The following is a 22,285-nucleotide window of genomic DNA, read 5'->3' as shown; positions in this document are numbered from 1 at the left end:
AGGAACGACAATGGCTCTAACGATCGGCGAGACGACCCAGCAACTCCACCGCGCTCTGCGTGACTACATCGAGGCCACGTACCACGTGAGCCACCCAGCGCTCGTCGACCAACGTGGCGCGCTCCTCGACCAAGTCGGCGTCATCCACCAGCGGCCCTACCTCGAGAGCACGCCGCGATACCAGCCTGGCAAGACATTCGCCGAACTCGGACTCGACCCAGCCGTCTTGGAAATCTTCACGTCGGTCTCCGCGCCGAAGGTGGACCTCGGGCTCCTGATCCACGATCCTCCGTACCAGCACCAAGCGCTCTCGACCCAGCTCTCGCTCGTCGGAGGTCGCAGCCTCGTCGTGGTGACGGGCACCGGCTCAGGAAAAACAGAGTGCTTCCTCCTCCCAATTCTCGGCAAGCTCGCGATGGAGGCCAGTGCGAAGGGCTCCGAGTTCGGCAAGACGAGCGCCGTGCGCGCGATGGTCCTCTATCCGATGAACGCGCTCGTCAACGATCAGCTCGGCCGCCTGCGGCTGCTGCTCGGTGACCCGCGCGTCGTCCGGCGCTTCGTCAGCTGGTCCGGTAGACCTGCGCGGTTCGCGCGCTACACGAGCCGGACGCTGTACCCGGGTGTACGCGACAAGGATAAGGACCAGGACCGACTGAAGCCGATCGGGAAGTACTACGTCGGAAATCTCGAGCTCGCGTCGGGGCCGCCGTCGCCGCAGCAGGAGGCAGCAAAGGACCTCGTGAACGAGCTGAAGGTGCGCGGCAAATGGCCGGCAAAGCCTCACCTTGCGGCCTGGTACGGGAAGGGACGCTGGCTCGACAAGAACGGCGACTTCAAGCGCTGCGTCACGCTCCCCGAGGATCCCGAGCTCATCACCCGACATGAGGTTCATGCGGCGCCGCCCGACGTGCTGGTGACGAACTACTCGATGCTCGAGTACATGCTGATGCGACCGCTCGAGCGGCCCATTTTCGACCGCACCCGCGAATGGCTGGAGAAGAACCCGGACGAGCGCTTCCTCCTCGTCATCGATGAGGCGCACCTCTATCGAGGTGCTGCGGGCGCTGAGGTGGCGCTGCTCATCAGACGCCTTCGCACCCGGCTCGGCATCCCTCCGGCGCGCCTGCAGGTGATCTGCACGAGCGCGAGCTTTAATCGCGCCGACTATGCCGTCGAGTTCGGGGCTCAGCTCACCGGAAAGGACCCCGCCGACTTCCAGAAGGTCGAGGGCGATCTGCTCAAGCGCCCCGGCGCCTCCAAGGGGACCGCCGCCGACGCCGCCGCGCTCGAGGCCTTCGACCTCAATACTTTCTATGAGGCAGACACAGACGAAGCGCGGCTCAAGGTCGTCTCGAGCTTCCTCAAGTACCGCAACGTGCCCGAGCCGTGGGACCTGCAGCCGTCCCTCTATAAGGCGCTGGAGTCGTTCGGGCCGATGTCGAGTCTCGTCAACTCGACGATGAAGGAGGCGCAGCCGGTTGACGAGCTCGGCGCGGCGCTGTTCGATGCGGATGTTCCGGCCGACATCGCAGCACGCGCGGTAACGAACCTCATTGCCCTCGGCAGCGTCGCGCGAAGGGGACCGACGGAGCCTGGGTTGCTGCCCTGCCGCGTGCACTCGTTCTACCGTGGCCTCGCGGGTCTATGGGTCTGCATGGACCCGAACTGCGCGAGCCTGCCTGTTGCCCAGCGAGGCGGCCCCGGTGGCAAGCTGTATAGCCAACCGCGTGACGCGTGCGAGTGCGGCGCACGAGTGCTCGAGCTGTTCACGTGCCGCAATTGCGGCTCCGCGCACGCGCGCGCGTATACGAATGACGTGAACGACCCTAACTTCCTGTGGGCAGAGCCGGGGGGGGCCTTTAGGACGCTCGCGGAATATGTCGACGAGCTCTCACCGATCGATCTCCTGCTTGAGAATCCGGTGTTCGCCGAACTCGCCAAGCCCGCGGAGTACGACCTGATCACCGGGCGGTTGAACCCGCAGAAGCCCGGCGCGCGAAACCGACGGGTCTATGTTCGGGCTGCGATGTCACAGCCGGCGGCGGATGATGAACCGCGCGACGCGAGCCCTGGAGCGTTCCGCCCCTGCGCTGTGTGCGGCGGGAGCGCCGCCTTCGGACGTTCGTCGGTGCAGGATCATCAGACCAAGGGCGACCAGCCCTTCCAAGCGCTTATCGCGAAGCAGATCCAGGTGCAGCCGCCGAGCCCCGTGCGCGCAACACGTCTCGCGCCGCTTCGTGGTCGCAAGGTCCTCATCTTCTCGGACTCGCGTCAGACGGCGGCGCGCCTCGCGCCCAACCTCCAGACGTACTCGACGCAAGATGCGCTACGCCCGCTGATTGTCGCTGGCTACGACCGGCTCTCGAAGGCTCCTGCGGTCGCCGACCGGCTGTCGCTCGATGACCTGTACTTGAGCGTGCTCATCGCGGCGAAGGAGTTGGGGGTCAGGTTGCGGCCCGAGCTCAAGGTGGGAGAGAGCTTCCAAGACGATCTCGACGTGGAAGCCGCCCTCAAAGACGGCGCGCTTAGCGACCCCGCACTGCTGTTGACCCTGTGGGGCGGGCTCCGCGCGTCGCATCCGCCTGAGTCGCTGCTGCGCGCGATCGTGAACTCGCTGGGTGACCGGTACTACGGCCTCGAAGCTCTAGCGCTCGCGTCGCTCCGCGAACGCGCGAAAGATACCCCATGGGTTGAAGCGCTCCCCGACATCCCTGGGTTCGCGGTCACGCCGGAGCAGAAGGTCGCGACCGCACGCTCCTGGATCCGCTGCTGGGGTCGCGCCGGGCTGTGGATGAGCCAGATGCCGCCTGCGTGGCGAGGCTCAAGCCGTGAGTTCCAGGCCCGCTCGGGCAAGTTCGACGAGATGGATCGCCTTATCGCAGACAAGACCGCGCGGTCCGCCTTCAATAAGGAGTGGTTGCCCAAGCTGCTTCTCCGCTTCGGGGAGCGACTCGCGCCCAACAAGTTCCATCTGAGAGGCAGCGAGGTCGCTCTCCTCGTTGGTGGACCTTGGGCCTACTGCCAGTCCTGCAAGACCGCGCAGCGTCCGTTCCCCGGCCGCACGACCTGCGTAAACTGTGGCCGGGACACCGCGACGCCGATCGATCCCAACACGGACAAGGTCTTCGTCGCGCGCAAGGGCTACTACCGCGCGAGTACGCTCGATGCGCTCAAGGCGCCCCCGGTCCCACCCATGGCACTAATCGCTGCCGAGCACACCGCGCAGCTCAACAGCGCGCAGGCTGATGAGGTCTTCTCGAAGGCGGAGGAGCATGAACTTCTCTTCCAGGACGTCAACCTCGGTGAAGAGGGGACCGGTCGAGAGCGACCCGCCATCGATGTCCTATCTTGCACGACAACGATGGAGGTCGGTATCGACATCGGCTCGCTCTCGGGCGTGTCGTTGCGGAACATGCCGCCAGCGCGGGCGAACTATCAGCAGCGCGCAGGTCGCGCAGGTCGTCGAGGGAACGCGGTCGCGACGGTTACGGCGTTCGGCAGCGCAGATAGCCACGACGAGCACTACTTCACCAACCCCGACCAAATGATCCGTGGCGCCGTCGACGACCCGCTGCTCACGCTCGACAACAGCGAGATCATCCGCAGGCACGTCACCGCGTACCTCCTGCAGCGCTATCACCAGGAGAAGCTCCCCTCGATCAAGCCAGAGGACCAGCCCCACCTCTTCGCGGTGCTCGGCACCGTCGCGGACTTCAGGAACTCCGCGAAGGTGCTCAATCGAGCGGACCTTGAGCGCTGGCTGCGCGCGAGCGAGGCCAAGTTGCGTGCGGAGGTAGACGCGTGGTTACCGGAGCAGCTCGACGCCAACGACCGAATGCGCTTGCTCGAGGAACTCGTCGCAGAGACGATGCGCCCAATCGACGAAGCCATCGAATACGTTCCGCCCGCCACCGCGGCTGCCGGAGCCGCTCCCACAACGGCGTCAGCGCCCAACGCGGCCGCCGCGCCGCCCACGACGACGGACACCGCGCTAGAGGCACCTGACGAGCAGGGCGAGGAGAAGCCGGGCCGGGACCCCGCCTCCGAGAACCTCCTCGACCGCCTGCTTTACAAAGGCGTCCTCCCCCGCTACGCGTTTCCGACGGACGTCGCGTCGTTCCATGTCTTCGACCCGGTCAACTCGACGATGTACAGGCCGGTCTTTAGGTTCACGCCATCGCAGGGGCTCCCGGTCGCGCTGTCCCAGTACGCGCCAGGGAAGGAGGTCTGGATCGGCAACAAGCTGTGGACCTCCGGCGCGATCTACTCGCCCATGCGCGACGATCGATACCGCGCGTGGTTGGGGCGGCGCCTCTACTACGAGTGCAGCGTCTGCCATTACGCGAGGACCACGACATTAGACGGCGGCTCGCGGGGAGAGACCAAGGACTGCGAGGCATGCGGCGGCATCGGGACCTTCGGCCCGGCAACGCAGTGGCTGCGCCCACCGGGCTTTGCGCACCCCGTGAGCAAGGAAGAGGGGACGTCACCCGATGACGTGCCTGCGAAGAGCTACGCCACGCGCGCCAAGCTCACTGCGCCCGCCCCAGCGGATCCGTCTAGGTGGACGCAGTTGAACGAGCGCCTCCGCGTGCACCACACGCGTCAGCACCTCCTCGTCACCAACCGTGGTCCGCGCGAAGAGGGCTATACGTACTGCACGAGGTGCGGGCTCATCGAGCCGACGGCGAGCCCGAAGGGAGTCGTGGGCGCTGCTCATCGGAAGCCGTACCCCGACCTGAGGGCTCCGAACTGCGCCGGCGGTGGCGCGACGAAGGGGCTGGTCCTCGGCACCGATTTCATCACGGACGAACTGCTCGTCTCGATCCGCGTCGACGCGCCCATCCTGCTGGTCCCTGGCGTGCTCGCGACGGATGTCGCGCTGCGGACGCTCTGCGAGGCAGTCACGAAGGCCGCGTGCGCTCGGCTCGAACTCGAGGCCAATGAACTCCAGGCGGAGTACCGTCCCGCGCTGACCGCCGCAGGGCGAGAGGGGCGTGAAGCAGAGATCTACATCTACGACACGCTGCCGGGCGGCGCCGGCTTCGCGAAGCGCGTCGGTGAGCTCGGGCTGCCTGTGTTCGAAGATGCGCTCAAGGTGTTGGAGAGCTGCCCCGACAACTGCGACCGCTCCTGCTACCGGTGCCTTCGTAGCTACAAGAACAAGTTCGAGCACGACCTGCTCGACCGTCACCTCGGGGCCAGCCTACTGCGCTTCGCTCTGTACGACGCTGCGCCAACACTGAACTCGACCCGCGTCGCGCGGTCGACGGACCTCCTCTTCGAGGACCTCGATCGACAGGGCCTTGACGGCATCTCGCTCGAGCGTGGCAAGCGGATTTCCGTCCCCGGCCTCGGCGACGTCGTCGCGCCCATCCTCGCCGCGAACAGTCGAGGCGCGCGTTTCGCGATCGGATTGCACGGACCGTTGACGCCCGATGAACCGACGGACGTCGCGCTTCGAGATATCAAGGAGTACTCCGCGTCTCTGCCGGTCATCCTCGTCGACGAGTTGGTCGTGCGTCGGAGCCTTCCATACGCCACCGCACAACTCATCGAGAAGCTCGGCTAAGTCAGAGGTCGGGACATGACAGCACCGACGGACCCAGAGGCGCAGTGGAGCGTCGTCTCACCGACGACGTGGCCCGCCGCGCCTACGGATATGAGCGTGTCAACGAGCGCAGAGATCGAAGAGTGCCCGCGTCGATGGGCGCTCGGCGCCGCCGACTACCCAGCGCTGTGGGACGGCCGCGGTTATCCGCCGAGGCTCCAACTGACAGCGCTCGCGGGGAGCGTCGTCCACCTCGCGCTCGAGATCATCACGAAACAACTCAAGCGCGCCGGGGCACCATCGCAGGATCACCCGCGCGCGACGCAGGTGCTAAAGGAGCTGGGCGGCTACACGAACATCGTACAGGAGTGCGTGGAGCGAATCCTCAGGCGCTTCGCTGACAACCCTCGCGCGCTCCCGCTGCTTGAGCACGCGCGGCGGACGCTGCGTGGCCAGGTGCCGACGCTCCGCACTCGCGTCCAGGCGATGCTGGCGCGCCTCCATCTCCCGTCAGGAGCGTCGACCGCGCCATCCGCGTCCGACTCGACGGGGCAGCAGCCACCCCGTCGGACCCCGCTCACGAACGGCACGTACCCCGAGGTCGAGCTTCGCGCGAAGAGCATTGGGTGGAAAGGCAAGGCCGATCTCCTCGTCCTTTCGAATGAGGCGTGCGAGATCACTGACTTCAAGACCGGATCTGCCGACGAGGCGCACAAGTTCCAGGTTCAGGTGTACGCGGTGTTGTGGCGCCTCGACGATGAGCTCAACCCAACAGCGCGTGTCATCGATCGACTCGTGCTCGCTTACGACAGCCGCGACGTCGAGGTCGTGCCGCCGAGCGCGGAAGAGATCGACGCGCTCGCCAAGGATCTACTAGCGCGTCGGCAGGCGGCGGAGGCGGCGCTCGCCGCGCGTCCGCCAGCCGCGCGTCCGAGCGCGGACGCCTGCCGCTACTGCAGCGTGCGCCACCTGTGCGATGCCTACTGGACCGGCGCCGCGCAGGCCGTCTCGGACGACGGCCGCTTCGGCGACGTCGAGCTGAGGATCGTTCGTCAGCACGGCCCGACAAGCTGGGACGCCGTCGTCGTGCGTGCTCGCGAACTTTCCGCGAATACGCCCGTGCTGCTTCGGCTCCAGCAGCCGACCACGTTCAAGCCGGGTACCGGTGTGCGCGTGCTCGACGGGGCGCTGGCGCGCGACCCAGAGGACGCCACCGCGCCGGCCATCGTGACGCTAGGTGCCTTCAGCGAGGCGTACCGCGTCGAGTGACGCTGGTGGCCAGTTAATCGCGAGGGCACTGTCCCGGAAAGAGGGGCCAGCTGTTAACCAAGTCTCGGCTTCGCTCTCCCCGGAGGACAGCACAGAAAGCGCGAACGCCGTCCGGAACGCCCTCGGTACGCCTTCTTTCGCGCCCGCGGCGCGCTGTGCGCGAACGCTGTTCACGCGCGCGTCGTGCTCGCCGAGCGCCGAACGCACGCGGAAACGAGGCCTCGGCGGCGTCTCGTCCGCCAGCTCCAGGAGTTGCTCGCGAGGCGCCGGGCTGCATCTCGGTGCGACGCCTGGATGACCGTCATGCGCGGTCGCTGGCGATGCGACCGTCGACGATCTCGATGACGCGATCGCACTGCTCGGCGATGCGCGGATCGTGCGTGACGACGAGGAACGTCGTCCCCATCTCCCGGTTGAACCGCCGCATCAACGCGAAGACCTCGGCCGACGACTCGGTGTCGAGGTTCCCCGTCGACTCGTCGGCGAGGACGAGCGGCGGCCTTCGCGACAGCGCGCGCGCGATGGCCACGCGTTGCTGCTGGCCGCCCGAGAGCGCGGTCGCCCTGAAGTTCATCCGGTCGGCGAGCCCCATCGCTCCGAGCAGCTCGGCCGCGCGCTCCTTCATGGTCGACGAAGGGAAGCCGTTGTCGCCCCAGGCGGGGGGCATCCCGTTCTCCAGCGCGGTGAACATGCGAGATGCCGTGTGCGCTGCACGGGCGCGCTCCGAGCCCGCGCCGGCTCAGTGAACCCGATGAGGTCGGAGGGGCTCGCTCAGCTCCGCGGCTCGCTCGGCGTCGTCCGTCGCTTCAGCAGACCTCACGTCAGCAATGACGACGCCTTCGTGGGAGCGATGACCTCGCCCTCGAGGTGCTCGGGGAGCAGGTGGGAGAAGTCGTCGTCCGTGGTGAGCAGCGTCGCGCCAGAAGCCTTGGCGCAGGCCGCGATCCACAGATCGTTCTTTCCCATGTTGCGGGCGCCCTCGGGATGGCTCTGCGAGGCCAGGTCGAGCTGCACGTACGCGTCAAGGACGGCTGGATGATTGATGTCCACGACAACCAGGTTGTCGAACGCATTCGAGAGCGCCTTCAGCTTGGCGTCGCCGCAGGCGTTGCGCAGCGCGAGCGCGCGCACCTCGCCGAGGCTGACCACCGACACGAGCGGGCGTTGCGCCACGGACCGCAGGCCGAAGCGCTCGTCGATGTACCTACCCAGCGCGTTACCGCGCACCAGCGGGAGAATCACGCTCGTGTCGAGCAGGTAGATCCGCTGGCTCACCGGATCGCCTCGAGCGCGCCGAGCAGCTCCTCATCGGTCTCGTCCCCCGGCCACGTGCCGAAGAACGCCGACACGCCAGTGGCCTCGTCCTGCGGCACCCAGGAGGCCACGGGCTTCCTGGCGGTGGCTTTCGGCGCGCTCTCGAACACGGCGTCACCAGCGCGCGCGGGCCCGAGATACTCGACGTCGATGACCAGGAGCTTGCCGGACGGACGGAACTGGGCCATGCCCGAAACCACCACCCGCGAGCCGAACAGTGTCTTGAGCTGCTCGTTGTCGCGGACGTCGAGCCGGGCAGCCACGGCAGTGCCGTCTGCCAGCGTGAGCATGACGTCTGACTTCGTCGCGGAGATGGTGTCCAGCGTGCCGGTCACACGCACGGCCCTGGGATCCGGGGTCTCGTCGCGAAGGAGCTCGATCTTGCTCACATCGTCGCGTCGCACGACGAGGGGGGCGTCGAGCCCAGCGATGCCTTCGAGCTGTACGCCATGAAAGCCGTCACGCGCAGCCCGAGCGAACCGGACGCAGGTGTCGAGCAGCGCGCGGTCGGCGAGCACGCGATCTCGGTCGCCCTTCACGACGCTCGCGAGCACCGCCGCGAAGATGTCCACGGCCGAGCTGCTCGTCTCGATCAGCCGTTGCGCCTCGACGAACAGCGAGACTTGATGCGCGCCTCCAAAGCGCTCGGGCGCCACGTCGGCCAGCGTCGGAGCCTCGAGCGCCACGACGGCGGAACCAGCGGTCAGCCCCGTGATTTCCACGCGACAAGCCACATCGAGCCACGCGGGTCGCGGCCCCTTGCGCGTGCTCTCGCCCTCGACGACGAAGCGCGTCGCCTGGCGGGCACCCTCGATCAGCGCACCGACCGTCTCGAGAAGCACGTCTGCCGGAACGCGAAGCTCGCCGCGCATCCCTCCCAGCAGCGTCAAGGTGTGCTTCTTCATCGCGGCCTCCCTCTCTATCTTCCGGTGTGCGGGCGCGACCGGCAAGGAGAGGAGGAGCTGTGCACCCCAGAGCGGGGAACCGTTCACCGTGAACTCAAGAGCACCGCTCGGTCTAGGCGCTCCGTGGGCCGAACCTTGAGGCTCGTCACACGCCCCGTCTTGCTCTGAGCGATCTCCTGGGTTCCGCGTGCGCGCTGCGTGAGCTGCGGAAAAACAAAAAGGCCTTGCCAGGTTTTCTAGCAAGGCCTCTTGTCGGCATGGCGCCCAGACCGGGTCGCCGCGACGAAATAGCTCCAGCTGCTGGACTCGAACCAGCGACCCGGCGGTTAACAGCCGCCTGCTCTACCAACTGAGCTAAGCTGGAATGCGTTGGAGACGGGCGCGAGGATAGTCGGCGAGGCCCCCCCGTCAAGCGAATCCGCACCGCCGCTGAAGTTTACGTGACGCCCCGGTGTGCTCGCCCGCTCCGCGCGAGATTGCCCGCCCGGCGTGCTTCTGCGACAACGCCGCCGTGCAGCGCGCCGCCGTGCCCTTCCCGCCGCAGCCGCCGGACGCCCCGGCCCCCGCCGCCACCGCCCGCTCCGCCGGCCGCGGCGGCCTCGCCATCGCCGGCGCCAAGGTCTCGTTCATCCTCTTCGGCTTCGTCCAGCAGCTCATCCTCCCGCGGCTGCTCGGCACCGACGGCTACGGCGCTGTCTCCGTCGTCCTCGCGGGCGTGGGCGTCGTCAACAACGTCATCGTCGCGACCGGCATCCAGGGCGTCTCGCGCGCCGTCTCCAGCGTCGCGGAAGAGGACGTCGCGGCCGCCTTCCGCCGCACGCTCGCCCTGCACGCCCTCCTCGCCGTGGTCGTCTCCGCCGGCTTCGCGCTCCTCGCCGGCGCCATCGCCGACTTCTCCGAGGCCCCGCACGTCGCGGGCCCGCTGCGGCTCGCCGCCGCCGTCGTGCTCCTCTACGGCCTCTACGCCCCGCTCGTCGGCGCGCTCAACGGCCAGCGGCGCTTCGTCACGCAGGCCGCCTTCGACGTCGGCTACGGCGCGCTCCGCACCGCGAGCATCGCCGCCTTCGCCCTGCTCTTCCTCCGCGCCGGCCAGAGCGGCGTCCTCGGCGCGATCGCCGGCTTCGTCGCCGCGGCCGCCGTCATCGTCCCGCTCGCGCTCACCAGGACCGGCCTTGGCCGCCCCGGCAGCGCCGGCCCCTCGATCCGCGAGCACGCCGCGTTCCTCCTGCCGCTCGCCGTCTCGCAGACGTTCCTGAACCTCCTGCTCCAGACCGACTTCTTCCTCCTCCGCCGCTTCCTCGGGCAGGCCACGAGCGGGCTCGCGCTCGGCGCGAAAGCTGCCGACGACCTCATCGGCGTCTACCGCGGCGCGCAGCTCTTCGCGTTCCTGCCGTACCAGCTGCTCCTCTCGGTCACGTTCATCCTCTTCCCGATGCTCGCCCGCGCGCACGCCGAGAACGACCGCGCCGCGGTCCGCCGCTACGCCATGACCGGGGTCCGCCTCTCGTTCCTGCTCACCGGGCTCCTCTGCGCCCCGATCTCGGGCCTCGCCCCGCACGTCCTGCGCTTCGCCTTCCCTGTCGAGATCTGGAGCCGCGGCGGCGACACGCTCCGCGTCCTCTCCCTCGGCATGGGCGCGTTCGCCGTCCTCGGCGTCGCCTCGGCCGCGCTCACCAGCCTGCACCGGGAGCGCGCGGCCGCCGCCCTCACGGCCACCACCGTCCTGCTCGTCGCCACCGGCTGCTCGATCGCCGTCCCGCGCGCCGCGTTCGGCCCCGACATGCTTGTGCGCTCCGCCGTCGCCACCTCGCTCGCGCTCGCCACCGCCGCGGTCGCCGGCGGCGTCCTGCTCCACCGCGCCGCCGGCGGCTTCGTCCCCGCCCGGACGGCGCTCCGCGTCGGCGCCGCGCTGCTCGCCGCGATCGCCGTGGGCACGCAGCTCCCGTGGCTCGGCAAGATCGCCGTGCTCGGCGAGGCGCTCCTGGTCGGCCTCGTGTATCTCGCCGTGCTCGTCGCCACGCGCGAGGTCGGCCGCGAGGACCTCGCCGCCATCAAGCAGGCGTTCGGGCGCGGCGCGCGGCGCGTTTAGCTCCGCCCGTCAGGAGTCCGGCCACGGATCCGGGGAGAGATTTCAACGCAAAGGCGCAAAGCCGTAAAGGCGCAAAACTGCATGAAATCTGTTCTTTTTTGCGTCTTTGCGCCTTTGCGGCTTTGCGTTGAAATCTCTCTTCGTATGTACGACGCCCCGCGCGCCCGCCCGCGTCCGTCCCGACACGCGCCCTGCGCGCCCGCCTACAGCCGCCTCCGCGCCCTCTTGACCGTCAGCCGGCGATCTCGCATACGGCCTCTCCCCCCAGCCCGGCCAGCGCCGCGCCCGCTCGAAGGCCGAGCGGGGCCCCACGGCGCGCCGGGCACGCACAGGCAGGCGAAGACGTGGCCCCTCAATTCATCTTCACGATGCAGGATGTCCGGAAGGTGCACCCCCCGAACAAGGAGGTGCTGAAGGGCCTGTGGCTCTCCTTCTACCCGGGCGCGAAGATCGGCGTCCTCGGCTCGAACGGCGCCGGCAAGAGCACCCTGCTCCGCATCATGGCGGGCGTCGACAAGGAGTACCTCGGCGAGGCGAAGCCCGCCGACGGCATCCGCATCGGCTACCTCGCCCAGGAGCCGCAGCTCGAGGCCGGCAAGACCGTGCAGGAGCACGTCGAGATGGCGGTCCACGACGTCCGCTCCCTCGTCCAGCGCTTCGAGGAGATCGGCGCGAAGCTCGGCGAGTCGCCCCCCGACATGGAGGCGCTCCTCGAGGAGTACGCCGCGCTCCAGGACAAGATCGAGGCCGCGAACGGCTGGGAAATCGACCGCGTCGTCGAGCGCGCCATGGACGCCCTCCGGCTGCCGCCGCCCGACGCCGACGTCACCAAGCTCTCCGGCGGAGAGCGCCGCCGCGTCGCCCTCTGCCGGCTCCTCCTCGAGAAGCCGGACATCCTGCTGCTCGACGAGCCGACCAACCACCTCGACGCCGAGAGCGTCGCGTGGCTCGAGCGCTTCCTCCACGACTACCCCGGCACCGTCGTCGCGGTCACCCACGACCGGTACTTCCTCGACAACGTCGCCGGCTGGATCCTCGAGCTCGACCGCGGCGCCGGCATCCCGTACGAGGGCAACTACACCGGCTGGCTCGAGCAGAAGAAGAAGCGCCTCGATCTCGAGCAGAAGCAGGAGAGCGCGCGCAAGCGCACCCTGGAGCGCGAGCTCGAGTGGGTGCGCCTGGCCCCGCGCGCCCGCCAGGCCAAGAGCAAGGCCCGCCTCGCCGCCTACGAGACGCTGCTCGCCGAGGACAGGTCGAAGAAGGTCGAGGAGAACGAGATCCACATCCCCGCCGGCCAGCGGCTCGGGAACGTGGTCGTCGAGGCCGACCACCTCCGCAAGGGCTTCGGCGACCGCGTCCTCATCGACGACCTCAGCTTCTCGCTCCCGCGCGGCGGCATCGTCGGCATCATCGGGCCGAACGGCGCCGGCAAGACCACGCTCTTCCGCATGATCATGGGCCTCGAGCAGCCCGACGGCGGCGCGCTCAAGCTCGGCGAGACCGTGGAGCTCGCGTACGTCGACCAGTCGCGCGACGCGCTCAACCCGACCAACAACGTCTGGCAGGAGATCTCCGGCGGCGAGGACCGCCTCCTCGTCGGCAAGCGCGAGGTCAACTCGCGCGCGTACGTCGCCAGCTTCAACTTCGCCGGCAGCGACCAGCAGAAGAAGGTCCGCGATCTCTCCGGCGGCGAGCGCAACCGCCTCCACCTCGCCAAGCTGCTCCGCCGCGGCGGCAACGTCCTCCTGCTCGACGAGCCCACCAACGACCTCGACGTCGACACGCTCCGCTCGCTCGAGGAGGCGCTGCTCAACTTCGCCGGCTGCGCCGTGGTCATCAGCCACGATCGCTGGTTCCTCGACCGGATCGCGACCCACATCCTCGCCTTCGAGGGCGACAGCAAGGTCGTCTGGTTCGAGGGCAACTACGCCGACTACGAGGCCGACCTGAAGCGCCGCCTCGGCGCCGACGCGGCCGAGCCCCGCAAGCTCCGCTACCGCAAGCTCACCGCGGGCTGACCCGGCCCGGCGCGCCTCGCAAGGCGCCCCCGCGGCGTTCCACCCCGGAGCACGTTTCCGGTCGGGTGCGACGCGCACGCACCGGTATTTTCCTGGCACAGGATCACCCCGCCCACGTAAGCGTCCGACCGCTCTTCAGCTAAGCTGCGCCCGATGCACGGCACGAGGAGAAAGGGCTCCCCGCCGAGCGCCCGCAGGGACTGGGGGCGCCTCGCCGTGCGCATTTTGTGCGTCTTGTTCGCGGTGATCGGCGCGATCCCGCTCGCGCTCGGCTTCCTCGTGCGCACCGAGACGGTGCGGGCCTGGGCGGCGCGCGAGACGGCGGCGCTGCTCCAGCGCGAGCTCGGCATCACGGCCCGCTACGACGTGCGCGTCCAGGCCTGGCCCCTCATGGTCGGCCTGAACCGGCTCGTCGTCGACTCCTCGGACGGCGGCGCGCCGTTCCTCGAGCTCGAGCGCGTGGCCATCCGCCCGCGCCTGTTCTCGCTGCTCGCGGGGCACATCGACGCGGGGGACGTCGAGATCATCGGCCCCCGCGTCCGCGCGGTGCTGAAGGACGGGGAGCTCCGCAACCTCACCCTCCCGAGCACCGGCGAGGGCGGCGGGGGCGGCCTCGACCGCGCGCCGCTCTCCTCGGTGGCCATCACCGACGCGCGGGTCGACCTGACGATCGACAACGTCCGCGTCCAGGCCACCGAGGTCGACGTCGACGTCTCCGCCGAGCCGTCGGACGCGTTCGAGATCGCGATGCGCTCCGGCCTCGTCTCGGTCGTCCGCACGCACCCCGCGCCCGGCCACGAGGCCGAGGAGGACAGCGTCGACGAGGACGTCGTCTGCCGCTTCGACACGCGCGTCCGCGTCGAGCCGGGCCGCGCGCTCGTCCGCCGGCTGATCCTCGAGGGCGCCGCCGACTTCGACCCGGATCCCGGCACCGCGCCGCCCTGCGCGCTCCAGGACGGCGACTGGCGCCGGGTGGAGCTCGAGCTCGGCGCCCTCCGCGCCGTCGGCCTCGGCGGCGGCATGCCCCACCGGATCGAGGGCCGCGTGCGGGCGCGCCTCCCCGTGCCGATCGTGCACCGCTTCCTGGCCCTGCCGCCCGCGTCCGGCTCGGTCTCGCTCGACGTCGACGCGGAGTACGACGCGGCGTCCGCGCCGCTCGGCCTTTCGCTCCCCCGCCTCAAGGGCACGCTCCTGCTCGACCGGCCGGGCCTCGACGGCAGGGTCTTCGTCACGCGCCTCGCGGGCAAGGTCTCGACGACCCCGGACGCCGTGCAGCTCTCCGACGCCGACGTCGCCTGGGCCGACGGCACGCTGAAGATCTCGAGCGCGGAGATCAAGCCGTTCGAGAAGGGCGTGCCGCTCCAGGCCGGACCGATCGACCTCGCCAACGTCGAGCTGCCCGGCCTGCTCCGCGACCTCGCCGTCCACCCTCAGGCGCACGTCGCGTGGACGCTGCGCGAGGGGAGGTTCGATCGCTTCGGCGGCACGCTGTCCCCGCTCTCCCTCGAGGGCCCGCTCGCCGTGCAGACGCACGGCTTCGAGATCTTCGATCACCCGACGAAGCACCCTGCCCGCAAGCGCCTGATGGGCGTCAAGGAGGCCACGGTCCGCGGCTCGTTCCAGGTGCGCCCGAACGCCGTCGTGCTCTCGGGCTTCTCGATCGACACGCCGAGCTCGCACCTCAGGACCACCGTCTCGCTCGGCTTCAACGACCAGCTCGGGGCCGAGGTCCACCCGGGCTCGCGCGTGGACCTCGCCGAGATCTCCCCGCTCGCCGCGCTCGATCTCGCCGGCGTCGCCACGATGAAGGCGGCCATGCACGGCTCCTACGAGCACCCGAAGCTCACCGGCGAGATCGGCGTCGAGAAGTTCGTGTTCGGCGGCTTCCCCATCGGCGACCTCGAGCCCTCGCCGGTCGCGTTCGAGCCGCTCGCCCTGACGCTCGAGAACGCGCGGGTCCGGCACGGGGCGAGCCGCGTCCGGGTCCCGTCGATCAAGATCGATTTCGACCCGGCCGGCAACCTGCCCAAGGGCCGCCCGCTCGACAGCTCGACGGGGATCGTCGTCGTGGACGCGACCGTCGACACGCGCGAGGCGCCGCACCTCGCCGCGCGCGACCTGCTCGAGGTGCTCCGCCTCGACAAGGATCCGCGGTTCGCCGACTACAAGGCGACCGCGAGCGGGACGGCCCGCGCCCACTTCGCGCTCGGCGGCCCCGAGGACCGCTGCGGCGGCGGCTACCTCGCCGTGAACGCGGGCATGCGGCTCACCGGCGTCGAGCTGCTCGACGAGCGCTTCGACGAGGGCGAGGTCGACCTCGACATGATCTGGGACGACCAGGCCGCCGGCGCCGACGGCATGCGGCTCGACGTCCGCTCGGCGTCGCTGCGCAAGGGCACGGGCTCCGTGCTGGCGAGCGCCTCCGTCGCGCACGGCGGCGCGCTGAAGGGGAGCGTCATCGCGAGCGGCCTCCCGCTCTCGCGGATCGACGGGCTCGGGGCGGCGGCCTCGCAGTTCGACGGCTCGGTGTCGGTCGTCGCCAGCCTGGGCGGCACCGTGAGCAGGCTCGCCGGCTTCGCGGACGTGCACGTCTCGCGCGTCGGCATCCGCCGCGCGCACGCGAGCCTGCCGCCCTCGCGCGTCGAGCTCACGATCCTGCCGAACGACAAGCCGCCGAAGATCATCGGCAGGACGCCGATCTGCGGCAACCCCCAGGGCGCGCCGTTCGATCCGGCGGAGTACGAGCGCGACCTCCCCGACGGCTCCTTCGTCGCGAACGGCTCGCTGTTCGGCGGGCAGGTCGCGCTGAAGGGGCTCCGCGTCACGCGCCAGCGGCGCAAGATCGTGGACGGGGACGTGCGCATGGACGCGCTCGACCTGGGCACGCTCGCGAACCTGATCCCGGGCGCCGCGCTCGCGGCGGCGCCGAAGGGCACGATGACCGGGTCGCTCGACATCGAGCGGCTCCCCCTCACGGATTTCCGGCAGTCCGCGCTCACGCTCACGGTCGACGCGCTCAAGCTCGATCGGGAGGGCCAGGGGGTCCACCTCACGCGCCCGAGCGGCCCGATCCGCCTCGCGGGCAACACGCTGAAGGTGCCGGAGCTCCACCTCGAGGCGCACACCGCCTCGCGCCTGTCCGCGGCGTTCACGGCGTCCGGCGAGGTCAAGCGGGTGTTCACGGCGCCGGACCTCGACGTGGCGATCCGGGTGAGCCCGACGAGCCTCTCGCGGCTCAGCGCCGACATCCCGCAGATCCGGCACGCGCGGGGCACGGTGCAGGCCGAGGTCCAGGTGGCCGGGCCGCTCCAGGGGCTGCGCTACACGGGCTCGGCGACGCTCAAGGAGGGCGAGCTCGACGTGGTCGGCCTGCCGGTCTCGCTCGACGACATCGACGTGGAGTTCGCGATCGGCGGCGACCAGGTGCGCCTCACGAAGGCGAGCGCGCGGGTCGGCACGGGCACGGTGACCGCGGTGGGGCACATGCCGGTGCGCGGCCTGACCCTCGGCACGGCGCAGGCATCCATCGTGGCGAACGGCGTGAAGCTGCCGGTCGCCGACGGGGTGAACCTCACCGCGAACGCCAACCTGACGGCGAGCTTCCGGCCCGGCGTCGAGGACGACGCGTCGGGGGAGAAGAACCTGCCGCGCGTCGAGGGGAAGATCACGCTCACGTCGTTCAGCTACACGCGCCCCATCCTGATGAGCATGGACCTCGGCGATCTCACGGGGCGCCAGCGGACGACGGTGCAGACCTACGACCCCGCCGCCGACGTGGTCCGGTTCGACGTCACCGTCGCCTCGCCGAACCCGCTCCGCTTCTCGAACGATCTGGCCGACATGCGGCTCGAGGTCTCGCAGCCCGGGCTCGCGCTCTCGGGCACGAACCAGCGCTTCGGCGCGCGCGGCACGCTGCGCATCCTGCCCGACTCGAAGCTCATGCTGCGCAGCACCGAGTTCGAGGTCCGGGACGGCTACGTCCGCTTCGACGATCCGTTCCGCATCGCGCCCAAGGTCGACGTGCGCGCCGAGAGCGAGTACCGCCGCTACACGTCGACGAGCACCGCCGCCGCGGCGGACGCGACGTCGGGCGCGGAGCCCACGGCGCCGACGGCCGCGGCCGCGGGCGGCAGCGCGAACTCCAGCGGGCTCTGGCGCATCAAGCTGCACGCCCAGGGCGACGCCGACAACCTCCAGCTCAACCTGACGAGCGATCCGCCGCTCAGCCAGGAGGACATCGTCCTGCTGCTGACGCTCGGCATGACGCGCGCCGAGCTCAACCAGGGCGTCGTGTCGTCGCTCGGCGAGACCATGGGCCTCGAGGCGCTCTCGTCGCTGACGGGCGCCGACAAGGCGGTGAAGACCATGGTCCCCCTCATCGACGAGTTCCGCTTCGGCACCGGCTACTCGTCCAAGAACGGCGCCCCGGAGCCGACGGTGACGATCGGCAAGCGCATCACGGACGCGGTGCGCGCCAACGTGACGACGGGGCTCTCGCAGGGCAGCCAGGTGCGCGCGGGCGTCGAGGTGAAGCTCAGCGACCGGATGAGCCTCCAGGGGTCGTACGACAACTCGAGCGACGCCTCGAGCTCGCCGCTCGGCAACGTCGGCGCCGACCTGAGGTGGCGGCTCGAGTTCGAGTGACGCTCGAGCCGCGGACGGCGCTCGAAGGGCGCTCGCCCGGCGCTCGATCCGCGGCCGTCAGGTGGCCGCGGCGAGCGCCGCGTCGAGGGCGCCGTACCGGTCGTCGCGGCCGGAGACCCACTGCCTGTGGCCCATGAGCTCGAAGATGCGCCGGTGCTTCGGGTTCTTCCAGGTCATGCCGAGCAGCGCGCGCTGGAACGCCTCGGCCTTCGCCTCGGGAAGCGCCGGCAGCGCGTCGAACATCGCGAAATCGTAGGCCGGCGTGGTCCAGAGGACGTCGACCCGGCGGAGGTCGATGTGGCCGTTCGCCTGCTCGGCGAGCCACACCGCGTCCCCGACCGCCGCCGCCTGCGCCTTGCCCTCGTGCAGCGCCGCGAGCGCCTGGACCTCGCTCGTCGCGGTGTCCCCGTGCTTGCCGACGTCCACCTCGAACGGCATGAGCTGGATCTTCTCCACGGCCACGCCCGCCTGCCGGAGGAAGTGGAGCGGCAGGATGCGCGCGTGCGCCGAGTCGACGCTCCCGACGGCGAGCGCCTTGCCCTCCAGATCGCTGAGCGCCCCGACGGCGGCGTCGCGGCGGACGAGGAGCTTGCTGTGGAAGTCGCGATCGATCTCGCGCATCGCGAGCGAGCGGGACCGGCCCTCGGTCTGCCGCTTCACCCGCACGTGCGCGACGGCGCTGTTCCAGGCGACGTCGATGTGCCCGCGGATCAGCGACTCGACCTGGCGCTCGTACGTAGAGAACAGCGCGAAATCAATCAGGATTCCATGTTCGCGGAAGTGCTCGCGCAAGCTCTCCCACAGCGTCACCACCTTGGCGTCATGCGCCACGGCGCCGACGAGCATCGCCAGGTCCTTCATCCGGTGCCTCGCACGGGCGGCGACGCTAGCACGAGCTCTGCCCGCCGAGAGCCCCGCGTCTCGCACATCGGGGCCTCGCGGGCGGCCTCTTGCCCATCCAGCGCCCAACCGGGCTACGCTGCGTCCGTCGTGCACGCCGGCGCCGGTTCATTTCCGTTTCGTCCCCCGGCGCTCCGCGCCTGATGGCTCGCTTCCGTTCCACCCTCATTCCCCTTCTGCTCGGCTTTTTGCCGCTCGGCGCGATCGCCGTCCCGGCGCACGCCGACCCGACCCCGGCACGTCCGGCTCAGGCCAGCCCCAACCCCGGTCAGGCCAACCTCAACCCCGGTCAGGCCAGCCTCGCCCCTGTCGACGCTGTCGACGCTGTCGACCCTAAGGCACGGGCCGTGCCGTCGGACGAGGCCGGCACCCAGGCCACCGACGTGCCGTCGCTCGGCCAGCCGCTGGCCCTGGGAGAGCTCGTCGGCAAGCCGATCGTCCGCATCGATGTCACCGCGCAGGGCGACCGATGGCAGATCGTGTCGCCGGTCACCAGCGTCGAACTCGGCGAGCCGCTCAGCCCCGACGCCGCGCGCCGCGCCATGCGCGAGCTGCTCGCCTCCGGCAACTTCGCCCGCGCGTCGGCCGAGGCGTACCTCGTGCCGGACGGCGCCGCGCTCCGGATCGTCGTCGTCCCCCGCAGGAGCATCGCCACCATCCAGATCACCGGCGGCGCGCTCGACCGGCAGGACACCCTCGAGGCCGCCGGCATCGCCGAGGGCGGCGAGATCACCGCGGCCACGCTGGCCGAGATCAGCCCCCGCATCCGCGCGTTCTACGCGCTTCACGGCTACCCTGCGGCCGCCGTCACGGTCCGCGCCGTCGACACCGACGAGCCCTCCCAGGTCGTCCTCGCCCTCGACATCGAGGCCGGCGCCCCGCGCGTGGTCTCCGAGCGCGTCTTCGTCGTGGCGCCGCGCGCGGACCGGGAGCTCGGCTCGCTCAAGCAGAGCTACGGCCTCGGCGTCGGCGCCCGCGTCGACGAGCCCGCCCTCGCCGAGGCCGACCGCGAGATGGCCGAGCTGCTCCGACGGAGCGGCTTTCACGACGCCGAGGTCTCCCACCGCGTGCTCGCGGTCGGCCCGCACAACTACCTCTACGTCTACCTCGAGCCCGGCGCACGCATCGTCCCCGTCTTCGACGGCAACCGCGCCTTCGACGACGACGCCCTCGAGGCCGCGCTCGACCTCGGCGAGACGACCGAGACCAGGACGAACGATCTCACCGATCGGCTCCGCGCGTTCTACGTCGAGCGCGGCTTCCTCGACGCCGAGGTCACCCCCTCGCTGGGCGGCAAGCCCGACGATGCGGTCCGTTACCTGACCTTCACCGTCCGCGAGCACGACCAGGTGCGCGTCACGAAGCGCGTCTTCCCCTGCCTCACGGGCGATCTCAGCCCGGACGACCTCGGCCGCGAGATCGAGAGCTTCCTCGAGGAGGACTTGCCCGGCGCCGACGCCTTCTCGATGCCCGACCCGCGAGGCATCTCGGACCTCTTCGGCCCGACCCGCGGCGCCGGCGGCCGGGCCAGGCCGGTCGAGCTCATCCCCTCGATGACGTACGCGCAGGAGACCTACGAGCGCGCCCTCAAGCACCTTCGCGATCTCTACTTCAGCAAGGGCTACCTGAACGCCGTCGTCGGCCCGGTCTCCGTGCTCCGCGCCACCTGCTCGCGCCGCTCCCCGCCGGGCGCCTGCATCCCCGAGCCGGTCGCCGAGCGCGTCACGGCCCAGTGCCTCACCGACGCGCAAGGGCTGCCCCTCCCCGAGCCGCCCGTCCCCGCCGCCCTCACGTGCCGCCCCGACGCCGCCCGGCACATCGCGTGCTCCCCCGAGGTGACGCTCCGCATTCCGGTCCATCCCGGCCCGCAGACCCAGCTCTACGATCTCGCCTTCGAGGGGAACAAGGGCTTCTGCCGCCAGGCCGGCCTGAGCGAGCGCGACCGCGCCCTCTGCGCCGACGAGCGGCCGTTCAGCGAGCGCTGGCTCAGCGACCTCGCCGATCTGAAGGTCGGACAGCCCCTCTCGACGCTCGCGCTCGACGCCGCGCGGCTGCGCATCATGGATGCTTATCGCGACCTGGGCTACGCGTTCGCCGAGGTCCGCACGGCCATCGAGCCCTCGCCCGACCGCACGCGCGCCCGCGCGCGGTTCATCGTCTCGGAGCGAGATCGGGTGTTCGTCACCGGCATCGTCGTCAAGGGCGCCGTCCGGACCGACGAGCAGCTGATCCTCCGCCGCGTGCTGCTCCGCGAGGGCGCGCCGTTCCGCCAGTCGCAGGCCCGCCTGAGCGAGGAGCGCATCGCCACGCTCGGCCCCTTCTCCAGCGTGTCGATCTCGCTCGAGGATCCCGACGTCCCGCAGAAGAACAAGCGGGTCGTCATCCACGTGGTCGAGCAGCTGCCGCAGTACCTCAACCCGCAGATCGGGTTCTCGACCGGCGAGGGCGCGCGCCTCGCCTTCGAGTACGGACACCGCAACATCGCCGGCCTCGCCATCGGCCTCACGATGGGCGTCCAGCTCAGCTACCTGTTCGAGTTCATGATCGTGGACAAGGCGGCGAGCCGCCACTACGAGGAGCTCCAGGTCGATGACCAGCTGGAGCGCCGCATCGCGGTCTCGGTCGCGCTCCCGGACATCGGCCTCGGCCCGCTCGTCAGCATGTCGCTCGCGGGCATCCACGTGCGCGACAACCAGCTGGATTTCGGCGTCACGAAGACGGCGATCATCCCCGCGATCACCTACCGCCCGCGGCGCGCCGTCACGACGCAGCTCGCCCTGTCGACCGAGCTGAACAAAGTCGGATTCTTCCCGGGCGCCGTCGGCGCCGACAAGCGGGATATCCTCGACCAGCTGCGCATGCCCGAGGGCGAGACGATCGCCCTGGCGCAGCGGATCGACGCGTCCTGGGACACGCGGGACACCCCCTTCGCCGCGACCCGGGGCTTCCTCCTCTCCGGCGGCGTCGAGCACGTCGACGCCTTCGACGCCTTCGCCTCGGTCCGGGCCCAATCGAGCTTCCCCGAGAGCCACTTCCTGCGATTCACGGGCCGCGTGTCGGGCTATATCCCCCTCGCGCCGCGGTCGCGGCTCACCCTCGCCCTGAGCCTGTCCGGAGGGTATATTCAGCCGCTCGTGGCCGAGAGCGGGACGTACCCGGATCGCCTGTTCTTCCTCGGCGGCGTCGACTCTCTCCGTTCCCATCTGGCCGAGTCGCTGTATCCTGAGGACGGGCTCGAGGAGGCGAGAAAGGCGCTGGGCGGGGACGCCGAGGTGTCGACCGACGATATCCCGCGCGGCGGGACGGTGATGGTGAACCCGCGCGCCGAGCTGCGCGTTCCGCTGACGGATCTGCTCCAGCTCGGGCTCTTCCTCGACGCGGGCAACCTCTGGATCAGGGCGAGGAACGTCAACCTCGATCCGCGGCTCTTGCGTTACGGGCTCGGCGCCGGCCTGCGGGTGAACACGCCCATCGGCCCCCTCGCCTTCGACTACGGCTTCAACCTGGATCCGCGCGACGAGCTGGATGAGATCGACGGTGCACTCCACTTCTCCGTGGGGCTCTTTTGACAGGCGGCCTCGCGCGCGAGGCCGCT

9 protein-coding genes, 1 tRNA gene and 1 pseudogene are annotated in these 22,285 nt (G+C 70.2%); 6 read left to right on the top strand and 5 right to left on the bottom strand.

Annotation, left to right across the window (positions count from 1 at the left end; translation table 11 throughout):
• Positions 1-10 precede the first annotated feature (10 nt).
• Positions 11-5,572: a DEAD/DEAH box helicase gene (locus WMF46_RS06305; RefSeq protein WP_437984766.1), complete on the top strand. Its 5,562-nt coding sequence runs from the start codon at positions 11-13 to the stop codon at positions 5,570-5,572.
• A gap of 96 nt (positions 5,573-5,668) precedes the next feature.
• Complete coding sequence (locus tag WMF46_RS06300; protein ID WP_437984765.1) at positions 5,669-6,820, top strand: PD-(D/E)XK nuclease family protein; 1,152 nt, start codon at positions 5,669-5,671, stop codon at positions 6,818-6,820.
• A gap of 301 nt (positions 6,821-7,121) precedes the next feature.
• Here the strand turns inward: WMF46_RS06300 and WMF46_RS06295 are convergent.
• From WMF46_RS06295 to WMF46_RS06280, 4 genes and pseudogenes are all read right to left on the bottom strand, one after another.
• Positions 7,122-7,505: pseudogene (locus WMF46_RS06295) on the bottom strand (ABC transporter ATP-binding protein); the annotation flags it as partial.
• Positions 7,506-7,636: 131 nt separating this feature from the next.
• Complete coding sequence (locus WMF46_RS06290; protein ID WP_437984764.1) at positions 7,637-8,095, bottom strand: type II toxin-antitoxin system VapC family toxin; 459 nt, start codon at positions 8,093-8,095, stop codon at positions 7,637-7,639.
• Positions 8,092-9,039, bottom strand: coding sequence for a hypothetical protein (locus WMF46_RS06285; protein ID WP_437984763.1), 948 nt, complete (start codon positions 9,037-9,039; stop codon positions 8,092-8,094). The genes WMF46_RS06290 and WMF46_RS06285 overlap by 4 nt, the downstream gene beginning before the upstream one ends.
• 291 nt (positions 9,040-9,330) lie before the next feature.
• Positions 9,331-9,403 (bottom strand) — tRNA-Asn (locus WMF46_RS06280).
• An 87-nt stretch (positions 9,404-9,490) separates the two neighbouring features.
• Here WMF46_RS06280 and WMF46_RS06275 point away from each other — a divergent pair.
• From WMF46_RS06275 to WMF46_RS06265, 3 genes are all read left to right on the top strand, one after another.
• Positions 9,491-11,128 carry a lipopolysaccharide biosynthesis protein gene (locus WMF46_RS06275; protein WP_437984762.1) on the top strand — a complete coding sequence of 546 codons (1,638 nt, stop codon included), beginning with the start codon at positions 9,491-9,493 and terminating at the stop codon, positions 11,126-11,128.
• A 344-nt stretch (positions 11,129-11,472) separates the two neighbouring features.
• Positions 11,473-13,146 (top strand): energy-dependent translational throttle protein EttA, encoded by a 1,674-nt coding sequence (gene ettA, locus WMF46_RS06270; RefSeq protein WP_437984761.1) that lies wholly within the window; start codon positions 11,473-11,475, stop codon positions 13,144-13,146.
• A gap of 216 nt (positions 13,147-13,362) precedes the next feature.
• Complete coding sequence (locus tag WMF46_RS06265) at positions 13,363-17,790, top strand: translocation/assembly module TamB domain-containing protein (RefSeq protein WP_437984760.1); 4,428 nt, start codon at positions 13,363-13,365, stop codon at positions 17,788-17,790.
• Positions 17,791-17,847: 57 nt separating this feature from the next.
• Here WMF46_RS06265 and WMF46_RS06260 read toward each other — a convergent pair whose 3' ends face one another.
• Positions 17,848-18,651 carry a phosphate/phosphite/phosphonate ABC transporter substrate-binding protein gene (locus tag WMF46_RS06260; protein ID WP_437550174.1) on the bottom strand — a complete coding sequence of 268 codons (804 nt, stop codon included), beginning with the start codon at positions 18,649-18,651 and terminating at the stop codon, positions 17,848-17,850.
• A gap of 386 nt (positions 18,652-19,037) precedes the next feature.
• Here WMF46_RS06260 and WMF46_RS06255 point away from each other — a divergent pair, with 386 nt between their 5' ends.
• Positions 19,038-22,259 (top strand): POTRA domain-containing protein, encoded by a 3,222-nt coding sequence (locus WMF46_RS06255; RefSeq protein WP_437984759.1) that lies wholly within the window; start codon positions 19,038-19,040, stop codon positions 22,257-22,259.
• The last annotated feature ends 26 nt before the right edge of the window (positions 22,260-22,285 follow it).

The sequence above is a fragment of the Sorangium sp. So ce117 genome (genome assembly GCF_051524395.1).
Lineage (GTDB): Bacteria > Myxococcota_A > Polyangia > Polyangiales > Polyangiaceae > Sorangium > Sorangium cellulosum_B.
This window is presented reverse-complemented; position numbering and strand designations above follow the sequence as displayed.